Annotated in this window: 13 protein-coding genes, 4 tRNA genes and 1 pseudogene; 17 read left to right on the top strand and 1 reads right to left on the bottom strand. The window is 35.7% G+C overall.

The window, feature by feature from the left end; genetic code table 11:
- The 17 genes and pseudogenes from ACQVV1_RS15630 (at window position 1) to ACQVV1_RS15550 (ending at window position 13,194) form a co-directional block, all read left to right on the top strand.
- Window positions 1-75: transfer RNA gene (locus ACQVV1_RS15630), tRNA-Gln, on the top strand.
- Between the two features lie 5 nt (window positions 76-80).
- A tRNA-Lys gene (locus tag ACQVV1_RS15625) sits at window positions 81-153 on the top strand.
- 8 nt (window positions 154-161) lie between these two features.
- A tRNA-Gly gene (locus ACQVV1_RS15620) sits at window positions 162-233 on the top strand.
- Window positions 234-243: 10 nt separating this feature from the next.
- Window positions 244-316: transfer RNA gene (locus ACQVV1_RS15615), tRNA-Ala, on the top strand.
- A gap of 113 nt (window positions 317-429) precedes the next feature.
- Window positions 430-1,575: a glycerate kinase gene (locus ACQVV1_RS15610; RefSeq protein WP_242256406.1), complete on the top strand. Its 1,146-nt coding sequence runs from the start codon at window positions 430-432 to the stop codon at window positions 1,573-1,575.
- A 210-nt stretch (window positions 1,576-1,785) separates the two neighbouring features.
- Complete coding sequence (gene rocF, locus ACQVV1_RS15605; protein ID WP_242256404.1) at window positions 1,786-2,679, top strand: arginase; 894 nt, start codon at window positions 1,786-1,788, stop codon at window positions 2,677-2,679.
- Window positions 2,680-2,927: 248 nt separating this feature from the next.
- The gene (cdaA, locus tag ACQVV1_RS15600; protein WP_063223536.1) at window positions 2,928-3,749 is read left to right on the top strand and encodes a diadenylate cyclase CdaA; all 822 of its coding nucleotides are present in this window, start codon (window positions 2,928-2,930) and stop codon (window positions 3,747-3,749) included.
- Entirely contained in the window at window positions 3,742-5,235 is a 1,494-nt protein-coding gene (locus tag ACQVV1_RS15595; RefSeq protein WP_242256402.1) for a CdaR family protein, read from the top strand. The genes cdaA and ACQVV1_RS15595 overlap by 8 nt, the downstream gene beginning before the upstream one ends.
- Window positions 5,228-6,574, top strand: a complete 1,347-nt coding sequence (gene glmM, locus ACQVV1_RS15590) for a phosphoglucosamine mutase (protein WP_242256400.1) — start codon at window positions 5,228-5,230, stop codon at window positions 6,572-6,574. Before ACQVV1_RS15595 ends, glmM begins: the two co-directional genes overlap by 8 nt.
- Before the next feature lie 287 nt (window positions 6,575-6,861).
- Window positions 6,862-7,047, top strand: a complete 186-nt coding sequence (locus ACQVV1_RS15585; RefSeq protein WP_033659100.1) for a hypothetical protein — start codon at window positions 6,862-6,864, stop codon at window positions 7,045-7,047.
- Window positions 7,048-7,059: 12 nt separating this feature from the next.
- The gene (glmS, locus tag ACQVV1_RS15580; protein ID WP_063223538.1) at window positions 7,060-8,862 is read left to right on the top strand and encodes a glutamine--fructose-6-phosphate transaminase (isomerizing); all 1,803 of its coding nucleotides are present in this window, start codon (window positions 7,060-7,062) and stop codon (window positions 8,860-8,862) included.
- 151 nt (window positions 8,863-9,013) lie between these two features.
- A pseudogene (locus ACQVV1_RS15575) lies at window positions 9,014-9,232 on the top strand (transposase); the annotation flags it as partial.
- 233 nt (window positions 9,233-9,465) lie between these two features.
- Window positions 9,466-10,242: a hypothetical protein gene (locus ACQVV1_RS15570; RefSeq protein WP_088020132.1), complete on the top strand. Its 777-nt coding sequence runs from the start codon at window positions 9,466-9,468 to the stop codon at window positions 10,240-10,242.
- Between the two features lie 30 nt (window positions 10,243-10,272).
- Window positions 10,273-11,235 carry a hypothetical protein gene (locus tag ACQVV1_RS15565; RefSeq protein ID WP_309259605.1) on the top strand — a complete coding sequence of 321 codons (963 nt, stop codon included), beginning with the start codon at window positions 10,273-10,275 and terminating at the stop codon, window positions 11,233-11,235.
- A gap of 1 nt (window position 11,236) precedes the next feature.
- Window positions 11,237-11,905, top strand: coding sequence for a hypothetical protein (locus tag ACQVV1_RS15560; protein ID WP_001171286.1), 669 nt, complete (start codon window positions 11,237-11,239; stop codon window positions 11,903-11,905).
- 87 nt (window positions 11,906-11,992) lie between these two features.
- Window positions 11,993-12,868, top strand: a complete 876-nt coding sequence (locus ACQVV1_RS15555; protein ID WP_088313891.1) for a hypothetical protein — start codon at window positions 11,993-11,995, stop codon at window positions 12,866-12,868.
- 62 nt (window positions 12,869-12,930) lie between these two features.
- Window positions 12,931-13,194: a DUF4176 domain-containing protein gene (locus ACQVV1_RS15550; protein WP_071728650.1), complete on the top strand. Its 264-nt coding sequence runs from the start codon at window positions 12,931-12,933 to the stop codon at window positions 13,192-13,194.
- Between the two features lie 57 nt (window positions 13,195-13,251).
- On the opposite strand, the gene ACQVV1_RS15545 is transcribed toward ACQVV1_RS15550, so the two are convergent.
- Entirely contained in the window at window positions 13,252-13,521 is a 270-nt protein-coding gene (locus tag ACQVV1_RS15545; protein ID WP_309259606.1) for a WXG100 family type VII secretion target, read from the bottom strand.
- Window positions 13,522-13,858 lie beyond the last annotated feature (337 nt).

Here is a 13,858-nt window from a genome sequence, read left to right as displayed (position 1 = left end):
TGGGCTATAGCCAAGCGGTAAGGCAACGGACTTTGACTCCGTCATGCGCTGGTTCGAATCCAGCTAGCCCAGCCATTTACGAGCCATTAGCTCAGTTGGTAGAGCATCTGACTTTTAATCAGAGGGTCGAAGGTTCGAGTCCTTCATGGCTCATCATTTTTGCGGAAGTAGTTCAGTGGTAGAATACAACCTTGCCAAGGTTGGGGTCGCGGGTTCGAATCCCGTCTTCCGCTTAATTACTAAGGGGCCTTAGCTCAGCTGGGAGAGCGCCTGCCTTGCACGCAGGAGGTCAGCGGTTCGATCCCGCTAGGCTCCATCTAAAAAAAAGCTTACATCATATGATGTAAGCTTTTTTTGTGTTTGAAAAGACAACTTTCATATTTTTCATTTAAAATGGAGAAAACGTGAAAATAAAGGATGGGGATAATTGTGAAAGTTGTTATTGCATCTGATTCATATAAAGAAAGCTTAAAAGCTATAGAAGTATGTGAGGCTATTGAAAGAGGTTTTGGAGCAATTTTCCCTAAAGCAGAGTATGTAAAAATACCAATTGGAGATGGAGGTGAAGGAACGGTTGATTCACTTGTTGATGCCACAGGGGGGAGGATTACATCACTTCATGTGACAGGACCGCTTAGAGAACGTGTACAAGCCTTTTATGGTATGTCTAAAGATAAAAAGACAGCGTTTATTGAAATGGCAGCAGCATCAGGGTTACAACATGTTCCGGTTAAAAAGCGAAATCCACTTGTTACAACGACGAAAGGAACAGGAGAGCTTATACTACATGCGCTAGATGAAGGAGCTGAGCACATTATTTTAGGACTTGGAGGAAGTGCTACAAATGATGGAGGAGCAGGTATGTTGTCAGCTTTAGGAGTCAGGTTTATAAATGGAAAAGGGGAAGTAATAGATCCATCTGGAGGAACGTTACATTCAATTGTCGCTATTGATTTTTCGCGAATGGACTCACGCTTAATGCATATAAAGATAGAAGCAGCATGTGATGTAGATAATCCGTTAGTTGGAATAAGAGGAGCATCTCTTGTATTTGGGCAGCAAAAGGGGGCGAATGCAGAGATGATGAAAGAGCTGGATGAGAATTTAAAGCATTATGCGCACATCCTTAAACAATACTTATCTTGCGACGTATCTAAAATACCTGGCGCAGGGGCTGCAGGAGGTATGGGAGCAGCTGTTATAGCGGTATTAAAGGGAAACTTGCGGAGAGGAATTGAAATTGTATTAGATTATACAAAATTTGATAAGTATATAGATGGAGCAGATTTAATTATAACTGGTGAAGGTAGAATAGATGAACAAACAGCATACGGAAAGGCGCCTGTAGGTGTTGCGGAGCGTGCGAAGCATTTTCACATTCCTGTCATTGCTATTGGAGGATCTGTGTCTCCAAATTACACTGCTGTTCATGAAAAAGGAATTGATGCAGTATTTAGTATTACAGCGAGTCCGATGACTTTAGAAGAGGCATATAAAGTAGCAGCAGAGAATATCGAAATGACAGCAAAAAATATTGCTGCAGTGTGGAAAATAGCATCAGAAAAACACTCCTAAATGTAGAAGTGTTTTTTTATTATTATCTAATAATAATGATGGTAGTTGTTTCATTAAGTTAACTTTATACATAGAATAGTCTTAACATTTGGGTTTCAAAGCGGATATAAGTGAATAATTTGTATATCCATACAAAAAAATGTCGAGTTGAGTCAGACTATATAAAAGATTTAAAATATTTAGTGAAGGCACAAAAGGGGGATACTATCTATGAAAAAAGAAATCTCAGTTATTGGAGTTCCAATGGATTTAGGACAGATGCGTCGTGGAGTTGATATGGGGCCGAGTGCAATCCGTTATGCAGGCGTAGTTGAAAGAATTGAAGAAATTGGATATGACGTTAAAGATATGGGAGATATATGTATAGAGAGAGAAAAAGAAGTAGATGTAAATACAAGCTTAAGAAACCTTACACAAGTTGCAACTGTATGTAACGAATTAGCAAGTAAGGTGGATCATATTATAGAAGAAGGACGTTTTCCACTTGTATTAGGTGGTGACCATAGTATCGCTATCGGTACATTAGCTGGTGTTGCCAAACATTATAAAAATTTAGGTGTTATTTGGTATGATGCACATGGCGACTTAAATACAGAAGAAACTTCACCATCTGGAAATATTCACGGTATGTCACTTGCAGCAAGTTTAGGGTATGGACATCCTTCACTTGTAGATTTATACGGGGCATATCCAAAGGTGAAAAAAGAGAATGTTGTAATTATCGGTGCACGAGCATTAGATGAAGGAGAAAAAGACTTCATCCGCAATGAAGGTATTAAAGTATTCTCAATGCACGAGATCGATCGTATGGGTATGACGGCTGTTATGGAAGAAACAATCGCGTATTTATCTCATACTGATGGTGTCCATTTATCATTAGATTTAGATGGTCTTGATCCTCATGATGCACCAGGAGTTGGAACGCCTGTAATTGGTGGCCTATCTTATCGTGAAAGCCATTTAGCAATGGAAATGTTAGCGGAAGCTGATATTGTTACATCTGCTGAGTTTGTTGAGGTAAATACGATTTTAGATGAGCGAAATAGAACAGCAACAACAGCGGTTGCTTTAATGGGTTCTTTATTCGGTGAAAAACTAAAATAAATGTAAGAAAAGCAACTGAGAAGTTGCTTTTTTTATTTGAAAATAGGAGTATAATAATGATTTATATTATACTGTACGATAAGAATGTTTGACATCTTACCAATTTAGACTAAAGGGGGTTGTTTGTAATTGTTGTTTGTTTCATGTATGGTATAATTAACTAGTTGTTGGAAATACATACAGATAGAGCATAAAATAATATTTCAATATATGGATAGAATTGCTCGTAAGTAGGAGGAAGGGTTAGCATGCCTTTTGAAGATACGACCATTTTGAAATATCTTAGTACGGTATTAGATATTGCCGTTGTATGGTTTATTATATACAAGCTAATTCTCATAATCCGGGGGACGAAAGCTGTTCAACTTTTAAAAGGGATTACAGTTATTATTGTCGTTCGGATGATCAGTATTTTCCTTGAATTGCATACGCTATATTGGCTAACTGAACAAGTATTAACGTGGGGATTTTTGGCCGTTATTATTATTTTCCAGCCAGAATTACGAAGAGCGCTTGAGCAGCTAGGACGCGGGAGCCTGTTTTCTCGTGTTGGGACTCAAGAGGATGATGAACCTGAAATCGTTGCAACAGCGATAGCGAAAGCAACGGAATATATGGGGAAACGTAGAATAGGTGCATTAATTACTTTGTCAAAAGAGACCGGTATGGGTGATTATGTGGAAACGGGTATTCCGCTAAATGCAAACGTATCATCGGAATTACTCATTAATATTTTCATTCCTAATACACCTCTTCACGACGGAGCAGTAATTATGCAAGGAAGTACCATTAAAGCAGCAGCATGTTATCTGCCGTTATCGGAAAGTCCATTTATCTCTAAGGAGTTAGGAACTAGGCATCGCGCTGCAATGGGAGTTAGTGAAGTTACGGATAGTATTACAGTAGTTGTGTCGGAAGAAACAGGCCAAATTTCTTTAACGAAAAATGGTAAGTTGCATCGTGATTTGAAGACAGAACAACTGAAAGATATGTTGTTAGCTGAGTTTAGTGCGAACGAAAAAACGACTTCTTCGTCTTTATGGAATTGGAGGAGAAAGCGTCATGGATAAGTTAATGGAGAATCATTGGTTTTTAAAAGGAATCTCATTACTATTGGCGTGTATGCTTTTTATGTCAGCGACTTTAACTGAAAAAAATACGACATCAGGGATACTACCTTTTGCAAATGATGCGAAAGAAACATTAACTAATTATGATATTAACCTTAAGTATGATGAAGAGAAATATATTGTAAGTGGTATTCCGGCAGAGGGCGTTAAGGTAAAGTTAGAGGGCCCAAAAGCAGCAGTTGCTACAGCAATAGCAAAAAAACAATTTGATATACCAGTTGATTTGAGAGATAGCGAAACAGGAACTTATGAAGTTTCTTTGAAAACGAACGGGCTTCCAGATGATGTGAAAGGAACAGTTCAGCCATCGACAATTAAAATTACTCTTCATGAAAAAGCGAGAAAATATGTTCATGTAGACTTAAAATTATCAAATGAGGATCAGATGCCAGCGGGTTCTACCCTCGAAAAATCAAACATTAAACCTGATACTGTTGAGGTAGTTGGGACGAAAGAAGAAATTGAAAGTATTTCATCTGCTAAAGCGTATATTGATTTAAAAGGTGTTAATAAAACTGTTACGAAAACAGCCGAAGTTACATTATACAATAAAGAAGGAAAACGTTTAAATGTAAGAACAAGTCCATCTAAAATTAATGTAACGTTGAATGTGACGACGCAAGCAACGGCCAATAATACTGAAAAAACTGTTCCTGTAACGTATACGAAAAAGGGGAGTTTACCAGAAGGATTGGCCGTTACAAATATTAGTGTTGAGCCGAGAGAAATAACGATAGCAGGTCCAAAAGATATATTGGATAATATACAATCGATAGAGGGGGTCGAAGTAGATCTTAGTCAATTGACAGAGTCTACAACATTCGATACCTCTGTTTTATTACCAAAGGGTGTAACAAGTGCAAAACCGAATCAAGTGAAGGTTTCAGTAGGTGTGCAAAAAACAAAACAAACGAAAACAAGAACGATTGATGGTATATCAATTCAAAAAAATGGACTTTCTAAAGATGTTACGGCCCAGCTACTTTCGCCGCAAGATGGGAAGATAAGCGTTGATATTTCAGGAGAAACAAGTATAGTAGATAAAATAACAGCAGCTCAAATAACAGCAGCGATTAATCTGCAAAATGTATCTCCGGGGACGAAGGATGTTTCTATTCAAGTGAGCGGTCCTGGTAATATTTCAATAGAGCCAAAACAAAAAAGTGCTAAAGTCACAATTGTGAAGAAAGAAAATCCAGATAAAGAAGTACAGGGTAACGGTGAAAAACCAGATTCAAATAATAACCAAGATAATCAAACTGAAAAACCAAAAAATCCTGAATCTGAACCTAAACCTGATCCGGAACAGGAAAAGGAACAGGAAAAGGAACAGGAAAAGGAACAAAATAAAGAAAAAGAAACTAGTCAAGAGCCAACGGTAGATAATCAAAAAGAGCCAGACAAAGGAGCGAATCATAATGGGTAAATATTTTGGTACAGATGGAGTACGCGGGGTAGCGAACCAGGAGTTAACGCCTGAATTAGCGTTCAAAATTGGACGTTTCGGTGGTTATGTATTAACAAAAGATACAGATCGTCCAAAAGTAATTATCGGCCGTGATACACGTATATCAGGACATATGCTAGAAGGAGCTTTAGTAGCAGGTCTATTATCAACTGGAGCAGAAGTAATGCGTCTTGGTGTTATTTCTACACCAGGTGTTGCTTATTTAACAAAAGCGTTAGATGCACAAGCAGGTGTTATGATTTCTGCATCTCATAATCCAGTACAGGATAACGGAATTAAATTCTTTGGTTCAGACGGTTTTAAATTAACGGATGAGCAGGAAGCAGAAATCGAAGCTTTATTAGACAAAGAAGTTGATGAGTTGCCACGTCCAACAGGTACTAATCTTGGACAAGTGAGTGATTATTTTGAAGGTGGACAAAAATATTTACAATACATTAAACAAACTGTAGAGGAAGATTTCTCTGGTTTACATATCGCCTTAGATTGTGCGCATGGTGCTACGTCTTCTTTAGCTCCATATTTATTTGCGGATTTAGAAGCTGATATTTCAACAATGGGTACTTCACCAAACGGTATGAACATTAATGATGGAGTAGGCTCTACACATCCAGAAGTATTAGCTAAATTAGTAAAAGAAAAAGGTGCTGATATCGGTCTTGCTTTTGATGGTGATGGTGACCGTTTAATCGCTGTAGATGAAAAAGGAAACATCGTTGATGGCGATCAAATTATGTTTATTTGTGCAAAGTACATGAAAGAAACTGGTCAACTAAAGCACAATACAGTTGTTTCAACAGTTATGAGTAACTTAGGTTTCTATAAAGCGCTTGAAGCTAACGGTATTACAAGTGATAAAACAGCAGTTGGTGATCGCTACGTAATGGAAGAAATGAAGCGTGGTGGATATAACCTGGGAGGAGAACAATCAGGTCACATTATCTTACTTGATTACATTACAACTGGTGATGGAATGTTAAGTGCACTTCAACTTGTAAACATCATGAAAATGACGAAAAAACCATTATCTGAGCTTGCAGGAGAAATGACAAAATTCCCGCAATTACTAGTAAACGTTCGTGTAACAGATAAAAAGCTAGCATTAGAAAACGAAAAAATTAAAGAAATTATTCGTATTGTAGAGGAAGAAATGAATGGTGATGGCCGCATTCTTGTTCGTCCATCTGGAACAGAGCCACTTATTCGTGTAATGGCAGAAGCACCAACACAAGAAGTTTGTGACGCATATGTGCATCGCATTGTAGAAGTTGTGAAAGCGGAAGTTGGCGCTGAATAATTTGATGAATTTATTGAAAAAGGAGCACAAGAAGTGCTCCTTTTTCATATGTTTTATAGACAATGAAAAAAATTTCATTGACGGTTTATCCATGTTTGTTATAAGATGGTCTTGTTCTTTTTCTCAAAGGAAATATTGTAATTTATAGAAGCGCCAGAACTACAAGTAGTGTAGTTGACGAGGTGGGGTTTATCGAGATTTCGGCGGATGACTCCCGGTTGTTCATCACAACCGCAATCTTTTACTTAAATCATTAAGGTGACTTAGTGGACAAAGGTGAAAGTGTGATGAGAGAAAAGGAACGGATGAAAACTAGCTGTATAAGTATATACGGACTTAAACCCAATCGAGAGGAAGGTGAAAGCCGTTACAAGCTTACAGGGCTAGCAATATGTAATCCGTTTTTTAGTATAAATAAAAATGGTATCGGACTATGTCGTTACATGTTCGCAGAGCAGTGTAAGCATTTGTAACGGCGACTAAACATGTGTGGAATCGTAGGATTTATTGGAGAACAAGATGCAAAGGAAATTTTATTAAAAGGTTTAGAAAAGCTAGAATATCGTGGATATGATTCAGCAGGTATTGCAGTACAAGCAAAGAACGGTGTTGTTGTATACAAAGAAAAAGGTCGTATTGCAAAACTTCGCGAAATCGTAGATGAGAACGTAGCAGCAAGCGTGGGAATCGGTCACACGCGCTGGGCTACACATGGTGTTCCAAGCAAAGTAAACGCGCATCCGCATCAAAGTACATCAAAACGCTTTACACTAGTTCATAACGGTGTAATTGAAAACTATGAGTTAGTGAAAAAGGAATATTTACAAGATGTAACGTTCGTAAGTGAAACTGATACAGAGGTTATCGTGCAGCTTATGGAACAACAAGTGAGCACAGGACTAAGTGTAGAAGAAGCGTTCCGTAATACGCTATCTCTTTTACATGGCTCTTATGCAATCGGATTACTTGATGCTGAAAATCCAAACATGATTTATGTTGCTAAAAACAAAAGCCCGCTATTAGTAGGTGTTGGTGACAACTTTAATGTTGTGGCGAGCGACGCTATGGCGATGTTACAAGTTACAGATCAATTTATTGAATTAATGGATAAAGAAATCGTAATTGTAACGAAAGAAAGTATTACAATTAAAAACTTACAAGGTGAAACGATTGAACGTGCACCGTTTACAGCGGAATTAGATGCAAGTGATATTGAAAAGGGAACATATCCTCATTTCATGCTTAAAGAAATCGATGAACAACCACTTGTAATCCGTAATATAATTCAAAAGTACCAAGATGAAAATGGCGAGATTGAATTAGATCAAGACATTCGCAATGCAATTTTAGATAGCGATCGTATTTACATCATTGCATGTGGAACAAGTTATCATGCAGGTCTTGTTGGAAAACAATTTATCGAGAAGTTTGCAAAAATGCCAGTTGAAGTGCATGTAGCAAGTGAATTCTCTTATAACATGCCATTATTAACAGAAAGACCATTCTTCATTTACATTTCACAAAGTGGTGAAACAGCTGATAGCCGTGCAGTACTTGTACAGACAAATGAAATGGGGCATAAAGCATTAACGATTACAAACGTACCTGGTTCTACGCTTTCTCGTGAAGCTGATTATACACTTCCGTTATACGCGGGACCAGAAATTGCAGTTGCATCAACGAAAGCTTATACAGCACAACTTGCAGTACTTTCAATTTTAGCTGCGGACATTGCTAGAGCGAAAGGTGAAGTTCTTGATTTCGATTTAACACACGAATTAGGACTTGTAGCAAATGCAATGATAGAACTTTGTGATCAAAAAGAGGAAATGGACGCATTAGCAAAACAATTTTTAGCAACAACGCGTAATTGTTTCTTCATCGGACGTAGCGTAGACTTCTACGTAGGTTTAGAAGGCGCGTTAAAGCTAAAAGAAATCTCTTACATCCAAGCAGAAGGATTTGCTGGAGGAGAGTTAAAACACGGTACAATCGCTTTAATTGAAAATGGTACACCAGTTATCGCACTTGCTACACAAGAGCACGTAAACCTTGGAATTCGTGGTAACGTGAAAGAAGTAGTAGCACGCGGAGCTAACCCATGTATCATCTCAATGAAAGGCTTAGAAATGGAAGGTGACAGCTTCGTATTACCAGCTGTACACGAAGCGCTAGCACCGCTAGTAGCAGTTATTCCATTACAACTTATCTCATACTACGCAGCACTTCACCGCGAGTGTGACGTTGATAAGCCACGTAACTTAGCTAAGTCTGTTACGGTTGAGTAGGAGATTGGTAGGTTAATAAATATAGTGTGGATTTGAAATAAAGTCGCGATGTTTATAAAAAAGATGCGATGTTTTGAATAAAGTCGCGACGTTTTAAAAGAAGTTGTGATGCTTCACCCCTTTAGATATGATTATCTAAAGGGGTGTTTTTATGTCTAAAAGAAAAAGAACACCTGAAATTGAAAAGTGGATAAAAGAAGGTCGTGGTTCAGGTATCGGTATAAATTATAAAACATGGCTGAAAATTCAAGATGTATCCTCTCTAGGTCGTTCAACTCGTTTAAAAGGAATAAAAACGAGTAGGCAACATGAATTTTTATCGGATTTAGAACAAAAATATTTTTATTTGAATGAACATTCCGATTTTATTAAGAGAGAAATTGTTTAAGAGGTTATTGAAGTGAGGAAATATCCGAAAGTTTATTTTGAGAAATCCGTCAATTTTTATTCTGAATATTATAGAAAAAAAGAGTTGTTTTGTAATAAAATTAGAGTGAATTTAAATAGCATTTACTGATGAATTACATTAATTTGTAAAGATGAATAAATTTCAAAATAATTGTACTTTACTTGAAGGTATGATGGTGAAAGGATGACATGCAGTTGGGGTATGTAACATTAGAATTAGATAGTCATGAAGCTTTTTTCTTATTTAAAATGATTGGTTTTCAAGAGATAACTCTTTTTAATAATTTGTACGAAGGCTATTCTTCAGAAGAATTCAATGAAGCGTGGGAAGATATAAAATGTAAGCTTATAGAAGATAATATTATTGTTGAAGATAACAATGAAATCATAATTGAACCAACGGTATTTTCGTTATTTCAATCCTGTAAATTAAGTAATACAATAGTACGATTTCATTTATACAGTGCTGAAGAAGAAGTTCAAGCGTATTACTTTATTTCGTCTTACCAAGTTATTGAGATTAAACAAGAACAGGGCTCTTCGATATATAGAATAACCGTAATCTCTAATTTACAAGAGTATATTAATATTATTGGAAATCAATTGGAGGCTTCGAAAGAAACAAGTACTGACAAAAAAGAATCTATGAATATAGTGACATATGATCGAATTATGAAAGAGTTCCGTAATTTTACAGAAGAAGACCTACAAAAGTATTTACTAGAAAATGAAAAAGTATCAAAAGAATTTGCTAGAGAATTTATTTCTTCGTTGCAGAATTATACATATTTAGGGGAATATACAGTTTCTTCAAAGGGGTTAAACAGTTGGGAAAGTCAAAGTATTCAATTTATTACGGGGATATCTAATAATTGGTTAGTTATGCAAAATCAAAAGAGAGTAGAAGTATTCAGTGTAAATGATATCGAGCTTGTAGAAAGTATATATCTTATGACAACTTTATCTATGTAAGTGGAATAAATGAGAATGTGGGTGGGAGAAATGGGTAAAATTTTAGTGAGAGAGGAATATTTAACCTCATTACAAGAAGATTTATTGAGTATAATAGAACAACTTAAAGAATTAGATCAGAGATTACAAAGGGAGCTTCATAATATTCCGTGGGAATCAAAAAGTCGTGGACATATTATTGAAACATATGCATTTTATCAAAAGCGATTGCAGGAAACGAACGGAAAAATTGAATCGTTAGCAAATTTTGTAGATACTACGAAACAAGATTTCGTTAAGAAGGATAAAGAAGGTTCATTTCTAGGTATAACTGGCTTCAATTGGAATGCACCATTTGATGGGACGGGGAATACAGTTGGAACAGTTATAGGTGCAGGTGCAGTAGGGAAGGTAGCTTATAAAGTAAAGAATGGTTATGAGGTAAAACATGACTTTGACAGAAAAAATAAACGAATCCTTATAAGAGAGAGTTACGATTCTGTAAAAGACAATAAAAAAATTAATGGACGTCATAGAGAGCACAAGATTTATTATATAAATGATGTCGAAAAAAAAATAGAAAATGGAACTGCTTCCACTAAGATAAAAGAAATAGAAGCCATGATAAAAAAAGGAAGCGCAGCTAAAATGGCTTTAAAAGATAAGCTTGGATGGGCTAGTGTAGCTATAGACGCATATACGGATACAAGTGAGAATATCAAAAGTAATGCCTCAAGTGATAAAATCGCAGGTGATATTATTGGTAATGTTGTTGTAGGAGGAGCAACAACTGTGGGAGCAGCGGTTCTGACTGTTGCAGCCCTTCCAGCAGCAGCACCAGCTCTGGTAGTTGCTGCCGCGGGGTTTGGTATATCAGTAGGGCTAACGTATTTCACAGAAGGTGTGAAATGGGATGTTGATTTAGATGGTGATGGTGAAGATGATAATGTTAAGGATATGGTGAAAACGGGTGCGAAAAAAGCTTGGTCAACAGTAGCGGGGTGGTTTAATTAACATGCAAAAAAATATAGATTTTAATAAGAAAGCTTTTGAATACTATATGGCTGTTTATGCTGCACAGGATATAAGATCGACCATTATTACTCTTGTTATTGGGATAGCAGACATATTTGTTCTTGCGCCTGCTTTTGCGAATCCTTTTCGATTATTGTATGTATATATAGTGGCTCCTCCGATTATCTTTTTGAACCTATGGGCGATATGGATTATTATCAATCCTCGGAAACGGCAATTACAATACACTCTATTTCGAGGAGTATTTGGTATCGTATGTTCAGTAGGATTATTGGTTATAGCTCAAAAATTTGCATATGAAATGTTAGAATTACAAACGCCAATTTATTTTATTTTTTCATTTGGTTTATATAGTTTTGCTTTGTATCATTATTATAAAAATCATATTAAAAAACTTCAGGAACCAAGAAAAAAGTCAAAATCATCGAAAGGAATGGGGGGCATAGGAGCAGTTGCTTTTGTAGGATTAGGGCAACTTATTGCTAACATCAGTCTTGGTTTTGCAACACAACAGATGGTGGCAATTGTATTAATGTGTGTATACTCAATGCTTTCGCTTATTTTGTTTCATTTCATTATGGAACTTCATAGATATTATTATTTACGGAAGCATATAGAAAGTGGAGGGAAAACACATAGAGCCTTTTAAAGAGGGTTTGTTGAACCTTGATTATATAATTGCATTCCTCTTATAGTTGATTAAAGGTTAGAGAAAATAGAATGGGGAGCTAATCTTATGAATTTGGAATTACATTTAGATAGCAGAGAAGCTTTTTTTCTATTTCGAATGATAGGAATGGAAGAAGTTAGAGGATTTGAAAATCCATATAAAGGCTATACAGTAGAGCAAATAGATCAAGAGTGGGAAGAAGTGAAAACAACTCTTATAGAAGATGGAGTATTGAAAGAAACAGAAGGTAAGCTCACTATTGAACCAGATACAATGTATTTTTTAGAGATTTGTAAATTCAATGATGTGGTTGTTAAACTGGAAGTACAAAGTGAGGAACAGGATATAGATGTATACCATTATATTTCATTAGAGAAAGCCGAATTTATGATTCTTGAAGGAAAAAGAATTTCATCCTCAAAAAGTACATATACTTTTACGGTAACAGAAGGATTGAATGAATATATTAATATTATGGGAAATTGGTTAGACGAAACAGAAGCGGAGTCTATACATATGAAGGCGCGCATCCAAGTAGCAACATATGATCAATTGAATGAAATGTCTTCTAAATTTTCAATTGGAAACCTAAAGAAATTTTTAATAGAAAAAGAGGAAGTAACAAAGGAATTTGCAGAAGCATTTACAGTATCGTTAAAAGAACGTGAAAGTTTAGGAAGATGTACTACTTTTTCTAGTAAAGATGGGAAGAATGATAGAAAAAAGATAAGTTTTTTAGTAGGTCGAGGTTATAACTGGTTCATGATAGAAAAGCAAAATGAGTTAGAAGTGTGTAATTTAAATGACATGGTATTTTTAGAAAAATTGTTTTTTGAAATAACAGGAGTTACTATGACAGTTGCTCCAAAGTATATGATGAAAGATAGAGTGAAGAGAGAGATAAATAATGCTTGGTCGAAAATGACAGGGTGGTTCAAGTAAAATCTGTGCTATTAAAATAATACTAAAAAATATATAAGAAGTATGAGAGAGGATGGACAACTATGGAATTTTCTAAAGAAAGGCTATTACCAAATGGTTCTATTGTTTTGCTAAAGGAAGGGACGAAAAAGATTGTAATTTACGGAAGAAAACAAATACTTATGGTCGAAGAAGCTAGCATGTATGACTATATTGGTTGTTTTTATCCGGAGGGATACATTAACCCTGATTATACATTTGTATTTAATCATGAAGATATTGAAGAAATTATATTTGTGGGTTTTGTAGATGAAGAAGAAGAGGTATTTGTAGAGTTACTTAATTGAGTATGTTTTGGAAACATGAAAAGGAACCTATGCAGGTTCCTTTTCATTATGTTAACGCTATTCATCTACATTTCGGAATTGAGTAGCGGTTTGCTGTATTTTCTGACTGGTTTCGTGTAAACCATGAATGTATTCATTTAAAGGTTTTATGCATTCGGGTAAATCTTCTAAAAATTTTTTATGTTTATTCCCTTCCCATTGTTCTTTTGAATTAGAGCCTAACGTATTTATTTGATTTAAAATATTTCTAGCCTCTTCTGCAGCAGTAGAAAAATCCCTTGCAATACGTTCTAATTCTTCTGGTATTACATGAATATGATAGTTCATTTTTTTATTCACTCCTGACATTTACACTGACGTGATTAACTTATCTAAGAACTACAATACCATGTAAAATATTTGAAGTAAATTTTATATTTTCACAAAATTCATCTTTAGCAAACAGGTAACAGTGTATATTTAACTTTGATAATTATCTCGAAAGTAAATAAAAATAATTATGAATACATAAGCGATATAGTGATAGGAAAAAATAATAAATAAAAAGCAAAAAATATCCTTTTTTTACATTGGCATTTCCATAATCTCTTGAATACTTCCACTCGTGCGCATTAATGCAGATTTGAAATAAAATTGCGATGTTTTGATTAAAGGATTCCCAATG

The sequence above is a fragment of the Bacillus basilensis genome (genome assembly GCF_050630465.1).
Lineage (GTDB): Bacteria > Bacillota > Bacilli > Bacillales > Bacillaceae_G > Bacillus_A > Bacillus_A basilensis.
Note: the sequence above shows the minus strand (reverse complement) of the source record. Positions and strands in the feature narration are given on the sequence as shown.

Bases quoted from the DNA above. Each gene is read 5' to 3' on its own strand.
- ACQVV1_RS15565 (WP_309259605.1), top strand. From the start codon at position 10,273: ATGGGTAAAATTTTAGTGAGAGAGGAATATTTAACCTCATTACAAGAA.
- ACQVV1_RS15550 (WP_071728650.1), top strand. From the start codon at position 12,931: ATGGAATTTTCTAAAGAAAGGCTATTACCAAATGGTTCTATTGTTTTG.
- cdaA (WP_063223536.1), top strand. From the start codon at position 2,928: ATGCCTTTTGAAGATACGACCATTTTGAAATATCTTAGTACGGTATTA.
- glmS (WP_063223538.1), top strand. From the start codon at position 7,060: ATGTGTGGAATCGTAGGATTTATTGGAGAACAAGATGCAAAGGAAATT.
- rocF (WP_242256404.1), top strand. From the start codon at position 1,786: ATGAAAAAAGAAATCTCAGTTATTGGAGTTCCAATGGATTTAGGACAG.
- ACQVV1_RS15585 (WP_033659100.1), top strand. From the start codon at position 6,862: ATGAGAGAAAAGGAACGGATGAAAACTAGCTGTATAAGTATATACGGA.
- ACQVV1_RS15555 (WP_088313891.1), top strand. From the start codon at position 11,993: ATGAATTTGGAATTACATTTAGATAGCAGAGAAGCTTTTTTTCTATTT.
- ACQVV1_RS15595 (WP_242256402.1), top strand. From the start codon at position 3,742: ATGGATAAGTTAATGGAGAATCATTGGTTTTTAAAAGGAATCTCATTA.
- glmM (WP_242256400.1), top strand. From the start codon at position 5,228: ATGGGTAAATATTTTGGTACAGATGGAGTACGCGGGGTAGCGAACCAG.
- ACQVV1_RS15560 (WP_001171286.1), top strand. From the start codon at position 11,237: ATGCAAAAAAATATAGATTTTAATAAGAAAGCTTTTGAATACTATATG.
- ACQVV1_RS15545 (WP_309259606.1), bottom strand. From the start codon at position 13,521: ATGAACTATCATATTCATGTAATACCAGAAGAATTAGAACGTATTGCA.